Genomic DNA, 24,947 nt, shown 5'->3' on the forward strand with positions numbered 1-24,947 from the left:
ATAATGCGAAAATTAGCTTCAATAATTTTATTCTTAGTCATAGCTTCAAATAGTTTTGCACAATCTAAGAATTCGCCATTACAAATAAGTCATCTTACAGGTGACTTTTATGTTTATAGAACTTTTAGTGATTATCAGGGAACAAAGATTTCAGCCAATGCCATGTATCTGGTTACAGACAAAGGTGTTGTGTTATTTGATGCGCCTTGGGATAAAACTCAGTTTCAACCGTTATTGGATAGTATAAAAACAAAACATCATAAAGAGGTTGTGATGCTTTTTGCCACACATTCTCATGATGATCGTGCTGGCGGATTAGATTTTTATAGAAAAAAAGGAATCAAAACTTACACTATAAAATTAACGGACGATATTATTAAAAAGGAAAGCAAACCAAGAGCAGAATTTATAATTCCGAATGATAAAACTTTTACAGTCGGGCAGTATACTTTTGAAGTTTATTATCCAGGAAAAGGACACGCATCAGATAATATTGTAGCTTGGTTTGAGAAAGAAAAAGTGCTTTACGGAGGCTGTTTTATTAAGAGTGCCGATGCCAAAGATTTAGGTTATTTGGGAGATTCTGATGTAAAAGAATGGAAGCAATCAATAGGTAAAGTAAAGTCAAAATTTAAAAATCCAATTTATATTATTCCAGGCCACGAAGATTGGACTAATACAGAATCTTTAAATCATACTTTAAAATTGGTTGATGAGTATTTGGCTCAAAAATCTTTAGGAAAAAAGTAATTTTCCACTCATATATATAATTGCATGTTTTTTATAGAAGTTATTTTACCGCTTTCTTTAGCAAAAACCTTTACATATCGCGTTTCTGAGGCAGAATTCCATTTTATTAAAAAAGGAATGAGGGTTGCGGTGCCTTTTGGTAAAAATAAAATCTATACGGCGCTTGTTCTGGATATACATGAAAATGCACCAACATTATATGAGGCAAAAGAAATTCACCAAATCTTAGATGAAAAGCCAATTGCAACCGAAACCCAGATCAAACACTGGCTTTGGGTTGCTAACTATTATATGTGTGGAATTGGTGATGTGTATCGTGGAGCTTTTCCAACTGGATTATTGTTAGAAAGTGAAACAATTGTCTCGCATAAACCAGAAGTTATTGTCAATGATTCTGAACTTTCTGACGATGAATTTTTGATTTATGAAGCGCTGCAACATCAGAGTTCGCTTAAAGTTCAGGAGATTGCTTCAATTTTAAATCGAAAAAATATTCTGCCAATTCTTCAAAAATTAATCGCCAGAGATATTATAGTTTTAGAAGAAGAAATAAAAGAAACATATAAGCCAAAATTGGTTCGCTATGTGAAATTGCATGCGCAATACGAAACAGATCGAGGTTTACAAGAATTGCTTGAAGTTTTGAAAAGTAATAAACAAAAGGAAATTGTTTTGGCTTATTTTCAAATTAGCGCTTCAGAAAAGAAACCTGTAACCGAGAAAAAAATAGTAGAAATTTCAGGCTGCACTTCGGCTGTTATAAAAACTCTGGTTAAGAATGAAATTTTTGAGGAATATTATCTGCAGCACGATCGCGTTTCGTTTAACGGAGAAAAATCTGAAAAAGAACTTCAGTTAAGTGAAGCGCAGCAAAATGCCTTTACGGCAATTAAAGAAAGTTTTTCTGAAAAAGAAGTTTGTCTGCTTCACGGTGTAACTTCAAGCGGAAAGACGGAAATTTATATTAAATTAATTGAAGAATATCTTCATACGGGAAGACAAGTTTTGTACCTGCTTCCAGAAATTGCGCTTACAACACAATTGGTTTCTCGTTTACGACTTCATTTTGGAGATAAAGTTGCAGTTTTTCATTCGAAATACAGTAATAATGAAAGAGTTGAGGTTTGGAAGCAAACACTCGAAAATTCAGAGAAAGCACAAATTGTAATAGGAGCAAGGTCAGCTTTGTTTCTGCCTTTTAATGATTTAGGTTTGCTGATTGTTGATGAAGAACACGAGCAGACTTTTAAACAGACTGATCCAGCGCCGAGATATCATGCGAGAGATGCGGCAATTGTATTGGCAAATTTTCATAATGCTAAAGTTCTTTTAGGTTCTGCAACTCCTAGTATTGAGACGTATTTTAATGCTCAAAATGAAAAATATGGTTTGGTTACGCTTACAGAACGTTATAAAAATGTTCGTATGCCCGAAGTTGTTTTGGTTGACCTAAAAGACAAACATTTCAGAAAAAGAATGACAGGTCATTTTAGCGACCTTTTAATAGAAGAAATTGCAGAAGCCTTATCTTTAGGCGAACAAGTAATTTTGTTTCAAAATAGGAGAGGATATTCTCCTATAATAGAATGTTTGACTTGCGGTCACGTGCCGCATTGCCAGCAGTGCGATGTGAGTTTGACATATCATAAACATAAAAACCAGCTTCGCTGTCATTACTGCGGCTATTCTATCGCAAAACCTACCAATTGTCACAGCTGTTCCAGCATCGATTTGACTACAAAAGGATTTGGTACCGAGCAGATCGAGCAGGAGTTAATCTCTCTTTTTCCGAAGGCTAAAACCGCTAGGATGGACCAAGATACCACTCGAGGTAAATATGGTTTTGAAAAGATTATTGATACCTTTAAAAATCGAGAAATTGATATTTTGGTCGGAACTCAAATGCTGGCCAAAGGACTGGATTTTGATAATGTAAGTCTGGTTGGAATTATGAATGCAGATAATATGCTGCATCATCCAGATTTTCGGGCTTTTGAACGCAGTTTTCAAATGATGACTCAAGTTGCCGGAAGAGCCGGAAGGTCTGAAAAACAAGGAAAAGTAGTGATTCAAACCTATAATCCAAACCATAATACAATTCAGCAAGTTACAAACCATAATTATATGGGTATGTATAAAGAGCAATTGTATGATAGACAGATTTATAAATATCCGCCTTATTTCAGAATTATAAAACTGACTTTAAAACACAAGGATTTTGATAAACTAAAAGAAGGATCAATGTGGTTGTATCAGGTTTTAAGCCAAAATTTAGGAATGCCTGTTTTGGGACCAGAAGAGCCTGCTATCAGCAGAATTCGAAATGAGTATATAAGGACTATTTTAATTAAGATTCCGCAAAACCTCCATCTCGGAAACACAAAAAAAACTATTCAGAAAATGTTGAATAGTTTTGAGGCCGTGGCTCAATACCGAGCTATAAAAGTTGTGAGTAATGTAGATTTCTATTAATGATAATTAAGAAGAAGTAGAAAGAGCTCTTACTAAATCTTCTTTTTTGTTACGGCTTAACGGTATTTTGGTTATCCCAATTTCAGCAAACTTGCTGTTGAAGCGCTCTACTTTATCTATGTTAATAATGTACGATTTGTGCACACGAATGAATTTATCTTTTGACAAATCATTTTCGAAAGACTTCATTGTTGAAAGAACAAGATTGCTGTCGTCTTCTGTCACAACTCTTACGTAATCTCCAAAAGCTTCAATCCATTTAATTTTAGAAGTGAAAATTTTAAGTTTTTTTAGATTACTTTTGATGAAAATATGTTCACCCTCTTCTTCTTTGACATCTTTTTTAAGCAAGTGCATGTCGATTGCTCTTTTAACAGAGGCGTTAAAACGATCTACCGCAATAGGTTTCTGTAAATAATCTGTTGCATCATAGTCGAAAGCTTTCAAAGCATATTCAGCTTTAGAAGTAATGAATATAATTTGAGGTTTTGATTTTAGGCCGTCTAGGAAGTCAAAACCATTAATAACAGGCATTTCTATGTCAAGGAATATTAAGTCGATATTATTTAAAGAGATACAGCTTTTCGCTTCAATAGCATTAGAGAAGTCACCAATTAAATGCAAGCCTGGGTGATTATTAACCAATTTGGCAATAATTGTCCTTTGTATAGAACTATCATCTACAACAACACAGTTTAGTTTCATAACATTTACATTTAGAATAAATTCAGGATAGCAGTAGTAAATGTATTATTTTTTTGGAAAAAAAACTAAAATGAGCGCACATTTTTTGCATTATGACGAATAAAAGGAAAAAAGTGTTGTATATATAAATATAATCATTACTTTTGCACCCAATTTTAACAAATAAAATTTTTATTTATGAATCATTATGAAACTGTTTTCATTTTAAATCCCGTTTTATCTGAGGTTCAGGTGAAGGAAACAGTAACGAAATTTGAAGAATTTCTTACTAGTAGAGGAGCTGAAATGGTATCGAAAGAGGATTGGGGTCTGAAAAAAATGGCTTACGAAATCCAAAACAAAAAAAGTGGTTTTTACCATTTATTCGAATTCAAAGTATCTGGAGAAGTTCTAATTGCTTTTGAAACTGAATTTAGACGTGACGAAAGAGTTATGCGTTTCTTGACTGTAAGTTTAGACAAGCATGCTATTTCATGGGCGGAAAGAAGAAGAGCAAAATTAAAATCTACTAAAGCTTAATTATTATGTCTACAATAGAGCAATCTGCAAAAGGAAAAAAAGACGGAGATATCAGATATTTAACGCCTTTAAACATTGAAACTAACAAAACTAAAAAGTATTGCCGTTTCAAAAAATCAGGAATCAAATATATCGATTATAAAGATGCTGATTTCTTATTGAAATTCGTTAATGAGCAAGGAAAAATTCTTCCTCGTCGTTTAACTGGAACTTCATTGAAATACCAAAGAAAAGTTTCTGTAGCTGTAAAAAGAGCTCGTCACTTAGCTTTAATGCCATACGTGGCCGATTTATTAAAATAATTAAAAACTCTAGTCGCTGGTTTCTGTTGAAACAGAACCTAACTTCTAAAATATAAGGACAACAACATGGAACTTATTTTAAAACAAGACGTACAAAACTTAGGATTTAAAGATGATGTAGTATCTGTAAAACCTGGTTACGGTCGTAACTTTTTAATTCCTCAAGGTTTTGCTACTTTAGCAACTCCTTCTGCTAAAAAAGTTTTAGCTGAAAACCTAAAACAAAGAGCACATAAAGAAGCTAAAATTGTTGCTGATGCAAAAGCATTAGCTGAAACTTTAAAAGCTCTTGAAATTAAACTTACTGCAAAAGCTGGTGGAGAGAAACTTTTTGGTTCTATCACTAACATCGATATTGCTGAAGCTTTAGAGAAATCTGGAAATGCTATCGATAGAAAATTCATCACTAGCGGTATCGTTAAACGTACTGGAAAATACAACGCAAGCATCCGTTTACATAGAGATGTAATCGTTGACTTACCATACGAAATTATTGCTGAAAAGTAATAGTTTTAAAATCTATACTAAAATCCCGATGTAAATCGGGATTTTTTTGTTTAATGAAATGATTATTAATTATTAGACTTGATGTTGATGGTTAAAGCATATTGCTTCTAGCGTACAGCGTAAAGCATAAAGCCTAAAAAAGAAATGAAATACGCAAGATTAACAAAGGAACAATTTGATGAACTGCATGCAGAATTTGCAAGTTTTTTAGCAACGCAGGCAATTGATAGAAAAGAATGGGAAGAGCTTAAAATTAACAAACCTGAAGTTGCTGAGCAGGAACTTGATGTTTTTTCAGATTTAATTTGGGAAGGCGTATTAACTAGAGCTGAATATCTAGAACACTTTTCAAAAAATCATATCTTTTTGTTTCATTGTTTTGATACTTACATAAAATCAATTGTTTTAAAATCGCTTTCTCCTGAAACTGATTTTTTAACTAAGGATGGACTTCAATGGTTAAGTGATAATATGTTTACTGATAACATCGAAATGAAAGTAGGGAAAAAATTATTTACTGAAGAACGAAATAGTTCAATTTTTGAATTGATAAAACAGGGTGCATTTTTAAGTGATGGCCAGTTATTTAATCAGATTAATACAATAATAGAGTCGTAGTTTACTAAAATTTAGTGTATATCGATTTTGAAAAGGCAAACAGTTGATTGTTAATTGTTTGCCTTTTTTGCTTCTTTTTAACTTTTGTTTAAACTTTAATTTAAAATTTTACGCGTACATCTACCTGTTTTTTTTGAATCTTTCAATATTTTAGTAATTTACAAGCGATTTTCAAATTTTAGATGTAGTTGGTCTATATTGCGGATAATTTTGTCGATAAAATTTTAATAAATGTAAGATTAATATTTCAATTTTGTTTTTTAACATATTTTGTTTAACTTTTATTTAGGAAATTTTTTACATCATAAAAATGTTAAAATAGTAGGTTTTTCTGATGTTTCAAAGGTTTGAAGGTTCTTTGTTTTTCTTTTTAAAGGTGAAACATAAGAATTTTACACTTGTTTTGTGTTTCTGTTTTTTCTAATTTTAGAATACAAAAGTTAAACAAAGTTTTGCTTTGGTATTTTTTCAAAAACATAACGATAAAAAATAGTTTTTCATACTTCTAAAATTATTATTCAAATTATGTTTTATTGAGATAGAAATTTACAATTATTTATAACTTAATAGACCTGCTTATGGAATTGACAATTACTTTCTTCATCAAATTTACTTTAGTTGTTCATTTTATTTTAGCTTTAGTTTTTATTCTATTAAGCTTACTTCGTCTTAATAATGATGAGATGAATCGTTATGCGATTTTTAAATCTAATTTTTTAACTAAAATTCCACATATTCTATTACCGTGTCTTTTCTATCCATTTCGGTGGCTTGGGAAAGAGCTGTAATCTTTTATATTGTTATAATTATTTCAAGTCTTAAATATCTTTTTTGTTTAAGTAATCTCAGAATGACTAATCAACTTTCTTAGAAAATTCGATTTAATTATACAAAAACAGAATTCCCCAATTCTGCTTCAACTAAAAATTTTCATTATGAAAATTAGACCTGCAACAAATCACTCCTCTAGGAAAACTGACTACAATCATTTTTCCTCACAAAAACTAGAATGTTTTTTATCTGTTCGAGATAAGATATGTTCTATGACATATTTTGATATGTCGAATTCAACATAATTTTTTTAATAAACATAATTTGAAACTTTTTTTTTAAGATTTTAAATTTTGTTTTAACTATTTGATTTTTAACTGATTGTTTAATTGCGTAGGTGCTTGCACTTACTGCGAGAGGTGTTTTATTGTCCATTTTCTAATCTTCCAAATTATGAAAAAAAATTTTACTTTTTGTAATCTCAAACTTCAAAAGAGATTATTAGGACTTTTAACTTTATTCTTTTTATGCACTAATGCATTTTCTCAGACTATTTGTAGACCTGTGTCTCAAACTAATAGTCAAGGTGGATTATTGTGTGTAGGTTTAAATGTTAGTAGTCCTGCCAATGCTTATGACAGCGCTGGCTTAACGACATTCGCAACTTTGACGAATGCCGTTGGTGTAGGTTGCTTTGTTGAAGAAACAGTAACCTTGAATCAGACGGCGAGGGCCGGAGATCAAATTGCTATTTACTTTGGCACGGGTAATGGCTTGCTGGATGTGAGTTTGTTAGCGAACGCAACTATTCAGGCAAAAAATTCAGGTGTCAATGTAGGTTCCAGCGTGCCTTTAAACAGTCCGCTGCTGAACCTAAACCTGTTAAATGGTAATACAGTTGCAGTCGCAAGATACACTTTGACAGGTGATGCGAATCAGATTCAAGTTCAAGTCGGCGGACTATTAAGTTTGTTGGTGAGTTTGAGGATTTATGATATTCGTTTAGAATTTGCTCAGCCAACGGTAACTGGTGGTCTATCGCAAACAGTTTGTGCTGGTTCTCCAACCACTCTTACTGCGACTCCGGCAGCAGGAACTACTCTTGCATGGTATGATTCTGCGGCTTCTACAACACCATTGGCAATAGGAAATACTTATACGACTCCTGCTTTGACAACTACAACTACTTATTATATAGGAATATCTAGAGTTGCAGGATGCGAAGGAAATGTTCGCGTCCCTGTGGTTTTAAATGTTTCTAATCCGGTTGCACCGGCAATTAATAATACCGGACTTACGGTTTGTTCTACAGGACCAACACAGCAAACGACATTGTCAGTTTTAAATGCTGTGCCTGGAACTATTTATACTTGGTATTCTGCAGCGAGCGGAGGTACAGCATTAGCAACGGGAACTACTTATTCTCCAACGGTTTCTTTAGGGACAACTTCATTTTTTGTAGAAGCCTCTATTGGAAGCTGTATTAGCCCAACGCGTGCGCAAGTAAATGTTGTTTCTACAGCAGTACCTGCGACTCCTACAGTTTTAACACAAAGTGTTACAATTCAATCGGGTCAGAATGCAACTTTAAACGCAGCTACTTCTGAACCAGGAGTACAATTAAATTGGTATGAAGCACCTTCAGGCGGAACGGCAGTTGCGACGAATACAGCTACTTTTATTACACCAATTTTAACTGCTACAAAAACATATTATGTTGAAGCAGAAAGTCCAAACGGAAATTGCGTCAGCGCAGCTAGAGTTCCTGTTACAGTAACGGTTCAACCAGCAGCTTTAGGAGGATGTCTTGAAGCAAGCAGTCAATCTACCACACAAAACGGTTTATGTTTATTGTGTAGTTCTACAAATCCTAATAACTCTGTAGATGGGAATCCTGCAACAGCGGCAAGACTTACAGTTCCTGTTGGATTAATTAATGGCTGGATACAGCAGACTTTGCAATTTACAAATCCAGGTAAAGCTGGTGATATTGTAGATGTAGAGTTGGAATTACCTGGCGGTTTAGCAGACGTTGCATTATTAGGAGCTGTTAATTTGGCAACTTACAATGGAGCCACTTATAATAATGATAGAACTGCAATTAATAATCCATTAATTACTTTGCAGCTATTAAGTGGTAATCGTTTTAGAGCCAGTGTTGTTGCTGGAGCAAATTTTGATCGTGTGGAAATTCGATTGGGAGGTTTGGCAACAGTATTAACTAGCGTAGATATTTATCAGGCAACTTACAGATATAAGGCTCCAACTATTACTGGAGACACAAGTGTTTGTAGTGGTCAAACAACAACATTAACAGCTTCACTTGCTGTCGGTGAAACTGCTAATTGGTATAGTGCTGCTACAGGCGGAGCTTCGTTGGCATCTACTGCAGCATTTACAACTCCTGCTATAACTGTACCAACAACTTATTATGTTGAAATAACGAGAAATGGATGTGTGAATGGCGAGCGTACTCCAGTTGCTATATCAATAGTTAATCCAGTATTACCTGTTGTTACAGCAGTTCCATCCACCATTTGTAGTGGGCGTTCAACGACATTAACAGTTGATACTCCAGTTGCTGGTACTACTTACAATTGGTACGATGATGCAACAGGAGGGAATTTATTATTTACTGGTACATCTTTTACCACACCTGCTTTAACAGCAAATGTAACTTACTATGTGGAAGCTGTTATTGGAAGTTGTTCAACACCAACACGTACTGCTGTACCATTAACTATTAGCCCTATTCCAGCCGTTCCAACTTTTGCTTCGTCAGATGTTATTATACAATCTGGACAAACAGTAACATTATCAGTTTCTAATCCTGTTGCTGGAGTTAGATACAACTGGCTGGATGCTCCAACCGGCGGGAATGTCTTAGCATTTAATACTACATCATATACACCAAGTCCAGCTTTAACTGCGAACCAAACGTATTATGTGGAGGCTTCAAGTATAGCGACTGATTGTGCTAACCCAACGAGAGGGGCTATAAATGTAATTGTGATTGCTAATACAAGTACATGTTTGCAGGCGGGAACTCAGCTAACAGACTTTAATCCAGTCATATGTGTTTTATGTTCTGTTGCAAATCCGAATAATTCTGTAGATGGAGATATTAGTACATATGCTCAGCTTTCTGTTCCTATTGGTACTGGAGGATATATCGAACAACAATTAATTTTTGGTAATCCAGGTCAGACTGGTGATATTATTGATGTTGAATTAGAGGTCCCAGGAGGTGTGCTCGATGTAAGTGCATTATCTTTTATAAGTTTAGCGACCTTTAATGGAACCACTTATAATAGTGACAGAACGGCAATCAATAATAATTTAATTAATATTCAATTACTCTCAGGAAATAGGTTTAAAGCTAGTATTATTGCTACAGCACCATTTGATAGAGTTGAAGTAAGATATAATGCAGGGGTTTCACTATTGACAAATTTATATATTTATCAGGCTTCTTACAGATTCCCAAATGCGACAATAACTGGAGCATCTACTCCAATTTGTGCAGGACAAACAGCATCTTTAACAGCTGCTTCTACTGGAACAGAAACTTTTACATGGTATGATGCACCAATTGGAGGCAATATTGTAGCGGTTAATCCAACTCTTCCTTTGACTTCAACTACAACATATTATTTAGAAGGGACACGTGGAGGAACTTGCGTAAACAGTTTGCGTCAGGGAGTTACGGTTACAGTAGTACCGCTTCCTACCGATCCCGATGTCGTTGTTACAACTCCTATTGAAGCTACCTGTGCGGGTGGGGCGGTTATAGCACCAACCTCCACTATTGCTGGAGCTCAATTTAGATATTATACAGATCAAAATAAAACTCAGGAAATAATAACAGGAACAACAGTAGCAGCTCAGCCAGGAGTAACATTCACAAAAGATGCTACTACGGGAGCACTTACAATCGCTGGTTTAAGTACTAGTGGAGCTCCTTTCAATTATTTTGTTTCTATTTTGAATGGAGGAACTTGTGAGAATGTAAACGGAACATTAAAACAAGTTACTGTTACTGCTCCTTCAACTACAGCTTTAAATGTAATTGCAACTCCACTCGAAGGTTGTGGAAGTGCTAGTTTAAGAAATGCTATTACTAATTTTGATTCATCAGGAAATACAACTTATACTTTCTACGATTCATCAAATAATGTAATAACTGCTGACGCAGCTGCCAATATTACTACTAGCGGAAATTACTCAGTTGAAGCTCAGTTGAACACTGATACATGTCCTTCAGCAAGAGCTACTATAGCAGTAGTTATAAGAGCATTACCAAGTTTGGTTGTAACTAATCCGCAAGAATCTGTGAACGTTGGTTCAAATGTTACTTTAGCAGCAGTTTCAACTGGAACAATTACTTGGTTTGATCCACAAGGAAATGCATTAACAGGACCTACATTTACAACTGGTGTTTTAAATACACCAGGAGTTTATACTTACACTGCTGTTGCTAATGATGGATTTTGTACAGCAACTGCAACAAAAATAATTAATGTTATCGATCTTAGCAGTTGCCAAACATTAGCAGAGAGAGTGTATGCAAATGCTCAGTCAACTGGAAATATAATTACTGGGACAGTTTCTAATCCTGCAAATGCTATCGATGGAAATCCACAAACATTTTCAACAATTACTACAGGATTAGGTCTTTTAGGAATTGGTACAACATGGCAAAATTTAACTTGGGCAAGTACTGTAACAAAAGGAACGCCAGTAACTGTTAAACTTGGATCTGAATACAGTTTATTGGCTGTGGGTCAAAATCTATCTGTAGTCGGAACTATTGGAGGAGTTGATATCGGAGCAATGCAGCCAGTATCTGGATCTCTATTAAATTTAATTTCAGGAGATAATACTTATGAATTTACTTTTGTTCCTTCAGATGCATCAGGTCCACAAGATTATGATGGAATTCGTATCCAGTCAGCTTCACTTGTAAGTGTTGCCCAAAACACAAAAGTTTTTGATGCACACTATAATAGACAAGTTACCAGTGTAGCTTGTACGCCTGGAGATATTCAGGATATTTTTTACGGAACGACCGACTTAGGTCTTCCTGTGGGAGCTGTAACGGCTGCAGTAGGAGTAAGTGATGCATGGAATGTCGCAGATAATGATGTAACAACTTTTTCAACTATGTATAGCGGCGTTGGTGCATTAGCAGCGGCTGATTTAACAGTGCAATTTAAAACTCCATCTGTAGTGAGTGACTCTCTAAGAATAGTAATTTCTAAACCTGGAGCGCTTTTAGATGTTAATTTACTTACTGGATTTACAATTCAGCGTTATTTAGGTAATGTTGCCGTTGGAGCTCCAATTCAGAATACGAGTAATTTATTAAGCATAAGATTGCTGCCAGGTAACTCTTTGGCAATGGTACTAGTATCTTCACCAACAGAAATTTACGACCGAGTAAGAATTCGTTTAGGAGGTGTTGCAGGAGTATTAGATTTCTTAAGAGTTCATACTGTAGAAAGAACAGCAAACACAACAGTTATTGGAGCAGATCCTCAAAATAAAATTACGGTCTGCCCAGGAACAGACATTACACTTCAAATTCCAGAAGAAGCCTGTTCAACTTATATTTGGTATGATGCTGAAACTGGAGGAAATCCGCTTGCTACAGGTCTTACCTATACAATACCAGCAAATTTAGCTGCAGGAATTTATAAATATTATGTACAGCCAGTACGTTATGGCTGTGAAAGTTTTGCTAGAGGGGAAGTAACAGTTGAAGTAAAAGCTTCTGCTCCAGTAAATGCTTTAACTGATATCACTTTAAACGGAGGAACAGCAACTTCAGTTTGTTCTGTGTCTGGAACTGTAACTTTAGCAACTGGTTTAAGCGGAACGCCTGTTTTAACTAATCCAGTTTATGCATGGTACAGCTTTAATGGAACAACAAGCTTGTTAATTCCTGGCGAAACAACAGCTCAATTAGTAGTAAACGGATTAGCTCCGGGAACTTATACATATTATGTTGGAGTGAGTTCAGATCAATTTTGTGAAACTGCAGCAGCAGATAGAAAACAAATTACATTCACAATTCTGCCTCCTTCAACAGTAAATGATATTTTGGTTGATGATTTAACTATTTGCCATAGTTTACCAGCATCATTAACACCAACAGCACCTTCATTAACAGCACCTGTATTTACTTGGTATTTAGATGCTAACAAAACGCAGCCAATTACAAATGGTGCAGTTATTAATAATGTAACTTATACAATAGATGCTGCGGGCGTTCTTACAGCTGTAGGACTAACAAAAGCAATGAGTCCAATTACATATTATGTAGCTGTTTCAAGTACTAATACTTGTGAAAATCTTGCAGGAACATTGCAAGATGCAGTAATCATGATTAGTGATCCAAACACACCAACAACGACAGACGATACTCAGGATTTCTGTTTATCTCATACGCCAACAGTTGCTAGTATTCAAGTAAACGAAAGCAATGTTGTTTGGTACGATGCACCTACAGGAGGAAATGTAATTGCTTCGACTACAGCTTTAACAAGCCGTACTTATTATGCAGCAGCAACAGACGCTGTAACAGGCTGCGAAAGCAGTGTAAGATTAGCCGTAACGGTTACAGTTACTAATCTTGGAACACCAACATTGGTAACAGCAGGAACACAAAACTTCTGTTTAGTAAATGCACCGACATTTGCAAGTATTCAGACTAATGAAACTAATATTGTCTGGTACACAGCTTTAACAGGAGGAACTTTAATTCCGTCAACAACAGCTTTAACAACAGGACAATATTTTGCAGCTATTTCTGATCCGGTTTCTGGCTGTGAAAGTGGTACAAGATTGACAGTTGATGTAATTGTGAATGATCCAGCAACACCAACATTGGTAACAGCAGGAACTCAAAACTTCTGTCAGGAAGATGCACCGACATTTGCTAGCATTCAGACTAATGAAACTAATATTGTCTGGTACACAGCTTTAACAGGCGGAACAGCTATTCCATCTGCAACAGCTTTAACTACAGGACAATATTTTGCAGCGATTTTAGATCCAGCTTCTGGCTGTGAAAGTTCTGCAAGATTAACAGTTGATGTAATTGTAAATGATCCGGGAACACCAACATTGGTAACAGCAGGAACACAAAATTTCTGTCAGATAAATGCTCCTACATTTGCAAGTATTCAGACGAATCAGGCTAATATTGTGTGGTATACAGCTTTAACAGGCGGAACAGTTATTCCATCAACAACAGCTTTAACAACAGGACAATATTTTGCAGCAATTTCTGATCCAGTTTCTGGCTGTGAAAGTGCTTTAAGATTAACAGTTGATGTAATTGTAAATAATCCGGCGACACCAACATTGGTAACAGCAGGAACACAAAACTTCTGTCAGGTAAATGCACCGACATTTGCAAGTATCCAGACTAATGAAACAAATATTGTATGGTACACAGCTTTAACAGGCGGGACAGTTATTCCATCAACAACAGCATTAACAACAGGACAATATTTTGCCGCTATTTTAGATCCAGCTTCTGGCTGCGAAAGTGCTGCAAGATTAACAGTTGATGTGATTGTAAATGATCCGGCAACCCCAACATTGGTAACAGCAGGAACACAGAGCTTCTGTCAGGAAGATGCACCGACATTTGCAAGCATTCAGACAAATGAAACAAATATTGTATGGTACACAGCTTTAACAGGAGGAACTTTAATTCCATCTACAACAGCTTTGACAACAGGACAGTATTTTGCAGCGATTTTAGATCCAGCTTCTGGCTGTGAAAGTTCTGCAAGATTAACAGTTGATGTAATTGTGAATGATCCGGGAACACCAACATTGGTAACAGCAGGAACTCAAAACTTCTGTCAGGTAAATGCTCCTACATTTGCAAGTATTCAAACGAATCAGGCTAATATTGTATGGTACACAGCTTTAACAGGCGGAACAGTTATTCCATTTACAACAGCTTTAACAACAGGACAATATTTTGCAGCAATTTCTGATCCAGTTTCTGGCTGTGAAAGTGCTACAAGATTAACAGTTGATGTAATTGTAAATAATCCGGCAACACCAACATTGGTAACAGCAGGAACACAAAATTTCTGTCAGGTGAATGCACCTACATTTGCAAGCATTCAGACTAATGAAACAAATATTGTCTGGTATACAGCTTTAACAGGAGGAACAGTTATCCCATCAACGACAGCTTTAACAACAGGACAATATTTTGCAGCAATTTTAGATCCAGCTTCTGGCTGTGAAAGTGCTGCTAGATTAACAGTTGATGTAATTGTAAATGATCCAGCAACGCCAACAACAAATGCCGCTGCACAAACTTTCTGTTCAGGAACAAATCCGACAGTTGCTAACATTCAAGTGAACGAAAGCAATGTAGTTTGGTATACAACTCAAACAGGAGGAACTGCCTTAGCTTCTACAGCAGCTTTAACAACAGCAATTTACTTTGGAGCTATAAAAGATCCAGCAACAAGTTGCGAAAGCAGTGTGAGATTGCAAGTAGCAGTAACAGTTGGAAACACAATAAATCCGACAACTAACAATACCGCTCAAACTTTCTGTTCTGCAAATGCACCAACAGTTGCCAGTATTCAAGTTAATGAAAGCAATGTAACTTGGTTCTCATCTGCTACAGGCGGAACTGCAATACCAGCTACAACAGCTCTTACTTCTGGAATTTATTTCGGAAATATTGTAGACGCTGTAACAGGATGCGAAAGCACAACACGTTTACAAGTGACAGTTACAGTTGTTAATCCAAGTGCGACACCAACAACAACTAGTACAACGCAAAATTTCTGTACTTTGAATTCACCAACAGTGGCGAATATTCAAGTAAATGAAGGAAACGTAGTTTGGTATATTACAGCAACAGGCGGAACAGCACTTCCACCTGCAACAGCATTGACAACAGGTACTTACTATGGTGCGGTTTCTAGTGCTATTGGTTGTGAAAACCCAGCTAGATTAGCAGTAACAGTAAATGTAAACACACCAAGTGTAGTTACAACGCCAAGAACGACTCAAACATTCTGTTTGAATGCAGCTCCAACGTTAGCTAATATTTTAGTAAACGAAGCAAATGTAGTTTTCTATACTAGTGCAACAGGAGGAACACCATTAGCAGCAAATACGCCGCTTACAGCAACAACGTATTACGCAAGTTCATTGACAAATACCTTTAATGGTTGTGATAACGGACCAAGATTAGGAATTACTATAGCATTCGAAAATGATGCTGCAGTTCAAATAGCAACTACAGATGATACTCCATGTGTATTCAAAGGAGTAACGTATTCAATCGCAAATGGAAAATCTAATTATGTTTGGACAGTTAATGGAGGAACAATAATTACTGGTGGAGGTACAACCGACGGATCTGTTACAGTTTCTTGGTCTGATATTGGCCCTGGTACAGTTACAGTAGCTTATGTTAATAATTGTGATGAAAGAACAATTAAAACATTAAATGTTAGTGTAACAAGCTGTTCAGATTTAACAATTACGCATACAGTAGATAACCCAACTCCAAATTTTGGCGATCAAGTAACCTTTACTATAACGGTTAACAATGTTGGAGAAGGAGATTTCATAAATACTATAGTTAGTGATTTACTTCCAAGCGGTTTAGAATTAGTAAGTTCATCTGCAACTTTGGGAACATATGATCCGACTACACAACTTTGGACAATACCAAGTTTAAATGCTGGCCAAAGTGTAGTATTAACAATTGTTGCAGAAGTATTGCCTAACGGAAATTATACAAGCGTTGCAGCTGTAGAAATTTCAACTCCTTTAGATGTTGATGCTTCTAACAATTCAGCTTCGGTTACATTAGTACCAATTTGTTTAACAGTTTACAATGAGTTTACGCCAAACAATGACGGGAAAAATGATCTATTCAGAATTGATTGTATTGAAACTCATCCAAACAACGAGTTGAAAGTATTCAACAGATGGGGAGCATTAGTGTACAGCAAAGTGCATTATGAAAATGATTGGGACGGTACAGCAAATGTATCCGGAGTTGTTAATAGAGGAGATATGCTGCCAACAGGTACTTATTTTTATGTGATAACCATTGGAGATGGAACGGTTAAAAAAGGCTGGTTGTCTATTATGAGATAATCCACTTCTATTAATCATCTAATTAATTAAACTAAATAAGTATCGTTATGAAACTATATATAAAATCATTAGAAACGTATTTCATTTTAATATGTTCTTTTATCACGTTTTGTGCCACAGCGCAACAAGATCCTCAATATACACAGTATATGTATAATACTATGGCGGTAAATCCAGCTTATGCTGGATCTACCGGAACCATAGAAGTAGCACTTTTATATCGTTCACAATGGATTGGAATCGATGGAGCTCCAGAAACACAATCCTTTTCCATTCATTCTCCTCTTCGAAATGAAAAAATAGGTTTGGGTTTGAGTGTTGTAAATGATAAAATTGGTCCTTCTGATGAACTTTATCTTGATGGAAATTTCTCTTATTCAGTACCATTAGGTTATGAAAAAAGACTTGCTTTTGGATTAAAAGCAGGAATGAGAATGTTAAACATAGATTGGTCTAAAGGAAGATACTACGACAATGATGATGTTTTGTTAAATCAGAACATCAATAATCAAATGAAATTAGCAGTCGGAGCCGGAATTTATTATTACACTGATAAATGGTATGTAGGGCTTTCTGTTCCAAGTTTTATTAGAAATGATTACTATGACGATGTTCAGGAATCTATTGATTATGATCGTCTGCATTACTTTTTAATGGGAGGTTACGTTTTTGATTTGAATCCAAATTTGAAATTTAAACCAGCATTTTTAGTAAAAGCAGTAAGCGGAGCACCACTTACGGCAGACATATCAGCAAATTTTATGATTCAGGAAAAGTTTGTTATAGGAGGAGCGTATCGAACAGATGATTCTGTGAGTATACTGGCAGGTTTTCAAATTTCACCAAGTTTTTATCTTGGATATGCTTTTGATTACACTGTAAGCCAATTGAATAAATACAATGATGGTTCGCATGAAATCATCTTGCGTTATCAATTTGTTAAAAACCAAAGCAAAATTAAATCTCCTCGATTCTTCTAAAAATAAAACCTATGAGAAAACTATATATCCTATGTTTAATTTTGAGCGTTACGTTTAGTTTCGCTCAAAAAACAAACTTAAAGAAAGCAGATGCCTTGTTTAGAAACTTTTCTTATCTAGATGCTTCTAAAGCCTATGAGGAATGTTTGCAGAACATAAAAGATCCTTCAGCTCAAACCCTGAAAAATGCTGCCGATTCTTACTATTTCATTTCAGATTCTAGAAATGCACTTAAATGGTATAGAAAGCTGTATGAAGTTCAAGGAAATAATTTGACTGACATTTACTATCTGCGTTATATCCAATCGATGAAAGCCGTTATGGATTATGATGAAGCAGATAGAGTTACAAAAGAATATCTGGATAAAAAGGGAGATAAAAAAGAGATAAGCAGATATGTTGCCCAAAAGAAATATATGGACAGCGTGGCAAAAGCAAAACCTCTTTATACCATTAAAAATTTAGATATTAATACTAGTAAATCAGATTTTGGAGCCACTTTTTTCAAAGACAATGTGGTTTTTACATCGGCTCGTGACACTACTAAGTTTAGCGAAAAACTCTATACTTGGAACAATCAGCCTTTTCTGAATTTATATCTTGCGGAAAGAAATCCTGCCGATGGAAGTTTGTTTAATGAAACAGTATTTCTTCCAAATGTAATGACTAAATATCACGAGGCAACAGCAAGTTTTGATACTCAGGGAAAAACGATTTACTATTCGACAAATATTGTAAAGAAAAACAAATTAGTTGTTGACGATGCAAAAATCAATAATTTTCAGATTATCAAAGGATCAATTGTTGATAATAAATTAGAGAATCCGCAGAAAGTATTTTTTGACAGTGATGATTATTCCGTAGGACATCCAGCATTAAGTGAAGACGGGCAGTGGCTTTTCTTCGCATCAGACATGCCAGGAGGATTTGGTGAAACAGATTTGTACGTGGTAAAAATCGCAGCTGACGGAACTATGAGCTCGCCTTTAAATTTAGGACCTAACATTAATACAATTGGTAACGAAGTATTTCCATTTTTTCAAAACGGGACTTTGTATTTCTCTTCAGACGGACATTATGGCTGGGGAGATTTAGATGTCTATGAAAGTAAATTTCTGGGAGATGGAAATTTCACGACCCCTAAAAATCTTGGTGCACCAGTTAATAGTAACAAAGACGACTTTTCTTTTATAATTGACAGAACAGATGGTTATGGATATTTTTCTTCTAATAGAGCAGGAGGAAAGGGCGATGATGATATCTATTCTTTCGTAAAAGGAAAACCAGTCTGCAATCAGAGTATTTCTGGAATGGCTATAGATCGTAAAAGCAAAAAACCTTTGACTGATGTTACGATAATGGCTTATAACTCTTTCAGCGAAGTTCTTGGCGAAACAAAAACCAATTTCGATGGAAAATATGCCATAGAAGTTCCTTGCAACAAAGTAATTAAAATGATCGCGGCAAAACCGAACTATAGCAGTGATGATAAAACGGTTGAAACCACTAAAGAAAATGGAGGCGAAATCAAAGATGTAAATTTTGAATTGAGTAACTACGATGACTTAGTTGTTAAAAAACAAGGGGTTGAAAAAGTCGATGTAAATCCAATTTATTTCGATTACGACAAATACGACATTACGCCAAAAGCAGTTGAAGAATTGTCTAAAGTAGTTTTTATTATGCGAAAATTTCCAAACATCAGAATCAAAATTGAATCACATACAGATTCTAGAGGAAAAGACGCCTACAATTTAAAACTTTCAGACAACAGAGCTAAATCTACAAGAGATTATATTGTCTCTCAAAACATTGATCCTTCTAGAATTGAAAGCGCAATTGGTTATGGCGAAACTCGTTTAATTAATAAATGTAAAAATGGTGTAAAATGTACAGAAGAAGAGCACCTGTTAAATAGACGTTCAGACTTTATCATTATTCAAAAATAGTTTTATGTTTTCGTGGTAATTTATTGATTATCATTCTAAAACATGTAACGTCGAAACCATTTGGAAGTTGGTTTTTATTAATTCTTTTTTTAAGAATAATGGACAAGGAGAAAATCAGACTGCATGAATTTGCAGTCTGATTTTTGATTTTTTAAAACTTTCAATTTTTATGCTTTTGAACAAAAATAAATTCTAATTTTGATATTCAGTTTATCACAATTATAATTTGCAATATTTTATGAGCATTCAAGAAACCATTCAAACATTACGAAATGAACTTAATCAACACAATTACAACTATTATGTGTTAGATAATGCAACGATTTCAGATTATGATTTTGATATAAAACTGAAAGAACTTCAAGATTTAGAAAATAAACATCCAGAATTTTTTGATGAAAATTCACCAACACAACGCGTTGGCGGAACAGTTACCAAAAATTTTAAAACCATAGCACATCAATATAGAATGTATTCTTTAGATAATTCCTATTCTAAAGAAGATTTGCTGGATTGGGAAAACCGCATTCAAAGAGTGCTCGGAAATGTTAATCTGCAATATACCTGCGAATTAAAATATGATGGTGCTTCAATTAGTATTTCCTATGAAAACGGAAAGTTAGTTCAGGCCTTAACGCGCGGAGACGGTTTTCAAGGCGATGAGGTAACCAATAACATTAAAACGATAAAATCAATTCCTTTACACTTAAAAGGAAAATATCCAGATAAATTTGATATTCGAGGAGAAATAATTCTGCCGCTTGCTGGTTTTGAAAAAATGAACCAGGAATTAATCGAAATTGGAGAAACACCTTATTCAAACCCAAGAAATACAGCTTCAGGAAGTTTAAAATTACAAGATAGTGCTGAGGTTGCAAAACGACCGCTAGAATGTCTGTTGTATTTTGTAACGGGAAATAACCTGCCTTTTTCGTCACAATTCGAAGGCTTAGAAGCCGCAAGAAGCTGGGGATTCAAAGTACCGAAAGAAGCAAAATTAGTCAATAATATGCACGAAGTTTTTGACTTTATTGATTATTGGGATGTGCACCGTCATAATCTTCCTTACGAAACAGATGGAGTTGTAATAAAAGTAAACAGCATTCAGCATCAGGAAGAATTAGGTTATACTGCAAAATCACCACGCTGGGCAATAGCTTACAAATTCAAATCAGAACAGGTTTCAACCAAATTAAAATCAATTTCCTATCAAGTAGGAAGAACTGGCGCCATAACTCCAGTTGCGAATTTAGAACCTGTGCAGCTTGCTGGAACAATTGTAAAAAGAGCTTCTCTTCACAATGCCGATCAAATCGAAAAATTAGATATTAGGGTAAATGATACTGTTTTTGTAGAAAAGGGCGGTGAAATTATTCCAAAAATCATTGCAGTAGATTTAGCCAAACGCCCAGAAAATTCAGAAGTAACACATTATATTTCCTATTGCCCGGAATGCCAGACTGAATTAGTTAGAAATGTGGGTGAAGCCAATCATTACTGTCCTAATTTCTACGGTTGTCCACCGCAGATTATAGGTAGAATTCAACATTACATTTCTAGAAAAGCTATGGATATCGAAGGTCTAGGCGGAGAAACTGTGGCGTTACTTTTCAAAAATGGCTTAGTACACAATTATGCAGATTTGTATGAATTGAGAGTAGAAGATATTCTGCATTTAGAAAGAATGGCTCAAAAATCTGCCGAAAACTTGGTAAATGGAGTTCAGAAATCAAAAGAAATTCCGTTCGAAAGTGTATTGTTTGCACTTGGAATTCGTTTTGTCGGAGAAACTGTAGCCAAAAAATTAGCCAAACATTATAAAAATATCGATGCTTTAAGCAAAGCTTCATTAATGGATTTAATTTTGGTTGATGAAATTGGAGAAAGAATTGCAAGAAGCGTTGTTGAATTTTTTGAAAATGAAGAAAATCAAAAAATCATTGAGCGCTTAAAAAATTATGGAGTTCAGTTTCAAATTGAAGAAAGAGTAAATCCAAATGCGACCGAGAAATTTATTGGAAAAACATTTGTGGTTTCTGGAGTATTTAGTCAATTTTCAAGAGATGAATTGAAGAAAGCAATAGAAGATAACGGAGGAAAAGTTGGAAGCTCTATTTCTGCAAAAACAGATTTTGTTGTAGCAGGAGATAATATGGGACCAGCGAAATTAGAAAAAGCCACTAAATTAAATATACCTATATTATCAGAAGAAGATTTTATAAACAAATTAAATGAAACCGAATAAACCGTCGTTAATTTTGTTTTTTCTGGCATTGTTATGTACAATCATTTTTGATTATACAGAACAAGACTTTTTTGCGACGTATGCCAAAGCAATAGTTCTCCCGTCTATTTTTATTTATTTTTTAATTAGCAATGAATTCAAAATTGGAAAATCAGAAGGTGTGATTTTCTTTTTTTGTTTTGTAGGGCAGGTATATGACTTAATGGATATTGAAAGTTCTGAAATAGGAGGAGTATTATGTTTTTTAATCGTTTACCTTTTAATTATTAGAATCTTCATTCGAGAGCACGAAAGAATAAAATTAACAAAACGCGATATTCTGCCTATTTCTATTGTGGTGGTTTTTATTGTCTACTTATTAGTTTCTGTCTTGAGTTTACAATTAGACAGTATGAAACGGTTTCACATAATTTACACTTTCTACGGAATCGTTTTAAGCGTCTTAAGTTATTACTGTTTTGTAAGTTACATCACCAAAGGAACGCATATTACTTTACTGATGTCATTAATGGCAGTAAGCTATATCTTCTCAGATATTTTCTATATTTTCAATGAATACTTCTCGTACTCAATCGTTTTGGTTTTAATACGAGACATAACTCAAATTCTAGCTTATTTCTTTATGGTAGAATACTTTTTAGAAAAAGCTAGAATTCAAAATAAAGCTACACCACAATAGTTGTACCTTGATTTGTATGTGCTTTGTCTTTATCAAAATAAAAATCTATTCGACCTAAATTGATTCCGTAACAGCCTACCTGATTTACCAATACCTCTTTACCAGCTTTATTTTTTACAATAGTTGGTTTGTCTAAAAAAGTATGAGTATGACCGCCAATAATTAAGTCAATATCTTGAGTTTGTTCAGCAAATTTCAAATCGCTTATTTTAGTTGGATCATCTTTATATTTATATCCCAAATGCGAAAGACAAATTACTAAATCACATTTTTGTTCCTTTTTCAAAAGCTGTGTCATGTCCTGCGCAATTTCTACAGGATTATTATAAACAGTTTCCTTGTATAATTGCTTGTCTACCAAACCTTGTAATTCAATTCCAACTCCAAAAACACCAACCTTAATTCCGTTTTTATTGAAGATTTTGTACGGTTTTACATGTCCGTCCATAACCGTATTTTTAAAATCATAGTTAGAACAGATAAAATCAAAAGTGGCGTGAGGAAGCTGAGCGTATAAGCCATCAAGGCCATTATCAAAATCATGGTTTCCAATAGTCGAAGCATCATACTTCATCATACTCATCAATTTAAACTCCAATTCACCGCCATAATAATTAAAATAAGGAGTTCCCTGGAAAATATCTCCTGCATCTAAAAGAAGCACATTCGAATTTTCTTTACGAATAGACTCAATTAATGCCGCACGACGAGATACACCGCCCATATTAGGATTACGCGGATCATCAGCAGGAAAAGGATCAATGTGGCTGTGCACATCATTAGTATGTAGAATTGTCAAATGCTTAATATCGTTAGTTTCAAAACTGCTTAAAGACAATCCTAAACTTAATAGGGCAGTACTTGCTGCTGTTTTTTCGATAAACTCTCTTCTTTTCATTTTATATTTTTTTTGCAGGAATGCTTACTTGTTTCTTTGATTTTTATTCTTCTGTAATTCTGATATTTTTCGGAGCCACAACTGTGTCTACATCTTTAAAATAATCAATCAATACATTTCTAAGTTTATAGTTTAAGTCAAACTTTTGGGTGCCTTTAGCAAAGAAAGTCATACTGTCACCGCCATTTGCCAAATAATCATTTGTAGCTACATAATAAGTCTTGTTCAGATCTAGCGGTTTTCCTTGAACTAGGATGTTTTTTGCAGTATTGTCTTTTGCAATTGTAAAAGTCATTCCAGACAGAGGCTGCGGTTTTTTCTCCTTAATAATATAGGCTGCAATTTCTAAAATTTGTTCCCCTTTTAAAGCTATAACAACCAGATTGTTTTCGAAAGGCATAATTTCAAAAGCGGTTCTCGTAGTTACATTTCCTTTAGGAAGAATTGCGCGGATGCCCCCATGATTTAAAAGACACAAATCGATATCTTTATTTTCACGGGCTTTAAAAACGGTATTTCCTCTTTGAAGGCAAACATCAGCCAATAGACTTCCAATGCTGGTCTGCCATTTTCCTGTACTCTTGTCTAAAGTTTCAGGAGCATAAGCCAAAACATTATCCAAATCTTGGTTAATGTGATCACGATAAGGTTTAATAAAGTTTTCAATTGCTGGAGTTTCAGCAGTTTTTTCAGTAACAGGAAGTTGTTTCCCTTCAATTTTGTTTAGATTATAATTTTTTTGACTACAGGAAACTGTAAAAAAAAGTGTTAAGAATATAACAAAAAGTTTCAAAAATCCGTTATACTTTTTTAGTTTTACCATTTTAAATGCAACTTAAATAATTAATTTTGTAATCTAGTAAAAGTACTATGTTTTTAAATTATATAAAGGAATTTTTTGTAAAAAAATCATTAAAAAATAACTTAAGTAACAATAAAAACGAGGTCTTTTCTAAGAACGTTCAAACAATTGGTTTATTGATAGATGAAAGTAATTTTGACCATTCTGAAGCGCTGATTAACGAATTAAAGCTTCATGGAATTGCTTCAGAAAACATAAAAGTTGTTGCATACAGAGGAAAAATTAACGAGAAAGAAACGTATTTAAGACCTACTTTTGGTAAAAAACATATCAATTGGAAAGGAGAAATTACCGAAGATTTTTTGAACAAATTTGTGAATTCAGAATTTGATCTTTTGTTGAGTTATTATAATGTCGAAAATGTCATTTTAATGATGATCACCAATAAATCAAAAGCTAAATTTAAAGTCGGATTTTCTGCTGTAGATCAAAATTTAAACCGCTGGATGATTAGTACAGAATTAGAAAATTACAAACTATTCGTTTCAGAATTGTTTAGGTATTTAAAAAATATAAAATAAATTACAATTAA

General features: G+C 34.5%; 15 protein-coding genes. 12 read left to right on the forward strand and 3 right to left on the reverse strand.

What is annotated here, in order from left to right; all coding sequences use genetic code 11:
• Positions 1–3 precede the first annotated feature (3 nt).
• Both bla-B1-FLAV and priA read left to right on the forward strand, forming a co-directional pair.
• On the forward strand, positions 4–750 hold the full coding sequence (bla-B1-FLAV, locus tag QE431_RS07725; RefSeq protein ID WP_307294538.1) for a subclass B1 metallo-beta-lactamase: 747 nt from the start codon (positions 4–6) through the stop codon (positions 748–750).
• A 24-nt stretch (positions 751–774) separates the two neighbouring features.
• Positions 775–3,222 carry a primosomal protein N' gene (priA, locus tag QE431_RS07730; RefSeq protein ID WP_307294541.1) on the forward strand — a complete coding sequence of 816 codons (2,448 nt, stop codon included), beginning with the start codon at positions 775–777 and terminating at the stop codon, positions 3,220–3,222.
• 6 nt (positions 3,223–3,228) lie between these two features.
• On the opposite strand, the gene QE431_RS07735 is transcribed toward priA, so the two are convergent.
• Positions 3,229–3,927 carry a LytTR family DNA-binding domain-containing protein gene (locus tag QE431_RS07735; protein WP_057118467.1) on the reverse strand — a complete coding sequence of 233 codons (699 nt, stop codon included), beginning with the start codon at positions 3,925–3,927 and terminating at the stop codon, positions 3,229–3,231.
• A gap of 177 nt (positions 3,928–4,104) precedes the next feature.
• On the opposite strand from QE431_RS07735, the gene rpsF reads away from it, so the two are divergent.
• The 9 genes from rpsF to QE431_RS07780 all read left to right on the forward strand — a co-directional run bounded on the left by rpsF (position 4,105) and on the right by QE431_RS07780 (position 22,655).
• Entirely contained in the window at positions 4,105–4,446 is a 342-nt protein-coding gene (gene rpsF / locus QE431_RS07740; RefSeq protein WP_041518692.1) for a 30S ribosomal protein S6, read from the forward strand.
• Positions 4,447–4,451: 5 nt separating this feature from the next.
• On the forward strand, positions 4,452–4,748 hold the full coding sequence (rpsR, locus tag QE431_RS07745) for a 30S ribosomal protein S18 (RefSeq protein WP_002987043.1): 297 nt from the start codon (positions 4,452–4,454) through the stop codon (positions 4,746–4,748).
• A gap of 66 nt (positions 4,749–4,814) precedes the next feature.
• Positions 4,815–5,255 (forward strand): 50S ribosomal protein L9, encoded by a 441-nt coding sequence (gene rplI / locus QE431_RS07750; RefSeq protein ID WP_134141799.1) that lies wholly within the window; start codon positions 4,815–4,817, stop codon positions 5,253–5,255.
• A 144-nt stretch (positions 5,256–5,399) separates the two neighbouring features.
• The gene (locus QE431_RS07755; RefSeq protein ID WP_057118465.1) at positions 5,400–5,873 is read left to right on the forward strand and encodes a DUF6495 family protein; all 474 of its coding nucleotides are present in this window, start codon (positions 5,400–5,402) and stop codon (positions 5,871–5,873) included.
• Between the two features lie 1,224 nt (positions 5,874–7,097).
• Entirely contained in the window at positions 7,098–16,802 is a 9,705-nt protein-coding gene (locus QE431_RS07760) for a gliding motility-associated C-terminal domain-containing protein (RefSeq protein WP_307294684.1), read from the forward strand.
• 47 nt (positions 16,803–16,849) lie between these two features.
• Positions 16,850–17,782, forward strand: a complete 933-nt coding sequence (locus tag QE431_RS07765; RefSeq protein ID WP_307294687.1) for a type IX secretion system membrane protein PorP/SprF — start codon at positions 16,850–16,852, stop codon at positions 17,780–17,782.
• Between the two features lie 11 nt (positions 17,783–17,793).
• Entirely contained in the window at positions 17,794–19,731 is a 1,938-nt protein-coding gene (locus QE431_RS07770) for an OmpA family protein (protein WP_134141794.1), read from the forward strand.
• A 238-nt stretch (positions 19,732–19,969) separates the two neighbouring features.
• A complete protein-coding gene (gene ligA / locus QE431_RS07775) occupies positions 19,970–21,976 on the forward strand; it encodes an NAD-dependent DNA ligase LigA (protein ID WP_134141792.1) in 2,007 nt (668 codons plus the stop codon).
• Positions 21,963–22,655 carry a lysoplasmalogenase family protein gene (locus tag QE431_RS07780; protein WP_134141791.1) on the forward strand — a complete coding sequence of 231 codons (693 nt, stop codon included), beginning with the start codon at positions 21,963–21,965 and terminating at the stop codon, positions 22,653–22,655. Before ligA ends, QE431_RS07780 begins: the two co-directional genes overlap by 14 nt.
• Here QE431_RS07780 and QE431_RS07785 read toward each other — a convergent pair.
• Positions 22,642–23,553 carry a bifunctional UDP-sugar hydrolase/5'-nucleotidase gene (locus QE431_RS07785; protein ID WP_057118459.1) on the reverse strand — a complete coding sequence of 304 codons (912 nt, stop codon included), beginning with the start codon at positions 23,551–23,553 and terminating at the stop codon, positions 22,642–22,644. The two genes, QE431_RS07780 and QE431_RS07785, sit on opposite strands and share 14 nt — an antisense overlap.
• Positions 23,554–23,596: 43 nt before the next feature.
• A complete protein-coding gene (locus QE431_RS07790) occupies positions 23,597–24,376 on the reverse strand; it encodes a 5'-nucleotidase C-terminal domain-containing protein (RefSeq protein ID WP_134141788.1) in 780 nt (259 codons plus the stop codon).
• 47 nt (positions 24,377–24,423) lie between these two features.
• Here QE431_RS07790 and QE431_RS07795 point away from each other — a divergent pair, with 47 nt between their 5' ends.
• The gene (locus QE431_RS07795; protein ID WP_057118457.1) at positions 24,424–24,936 is read left to right on the forward strand and encodes a hypothetical protein; all 513 of its coding nucleotides are present in this window, start codon (positions 24,424–24,426) and stop codon (positions 24,934–24,936) included.
• Positions 24,937–24,947 lie beyond the last annotated feature (11 nt).

This window comes from Flavobacterium sp. SORGH_AS_0622 (assembly GCF_030818825.1).
GTDB lineage: Bacteria > Bacteroidota > Bacteroidia > Flavobacteriales > Flavobacteriaceae > Flavobacterium.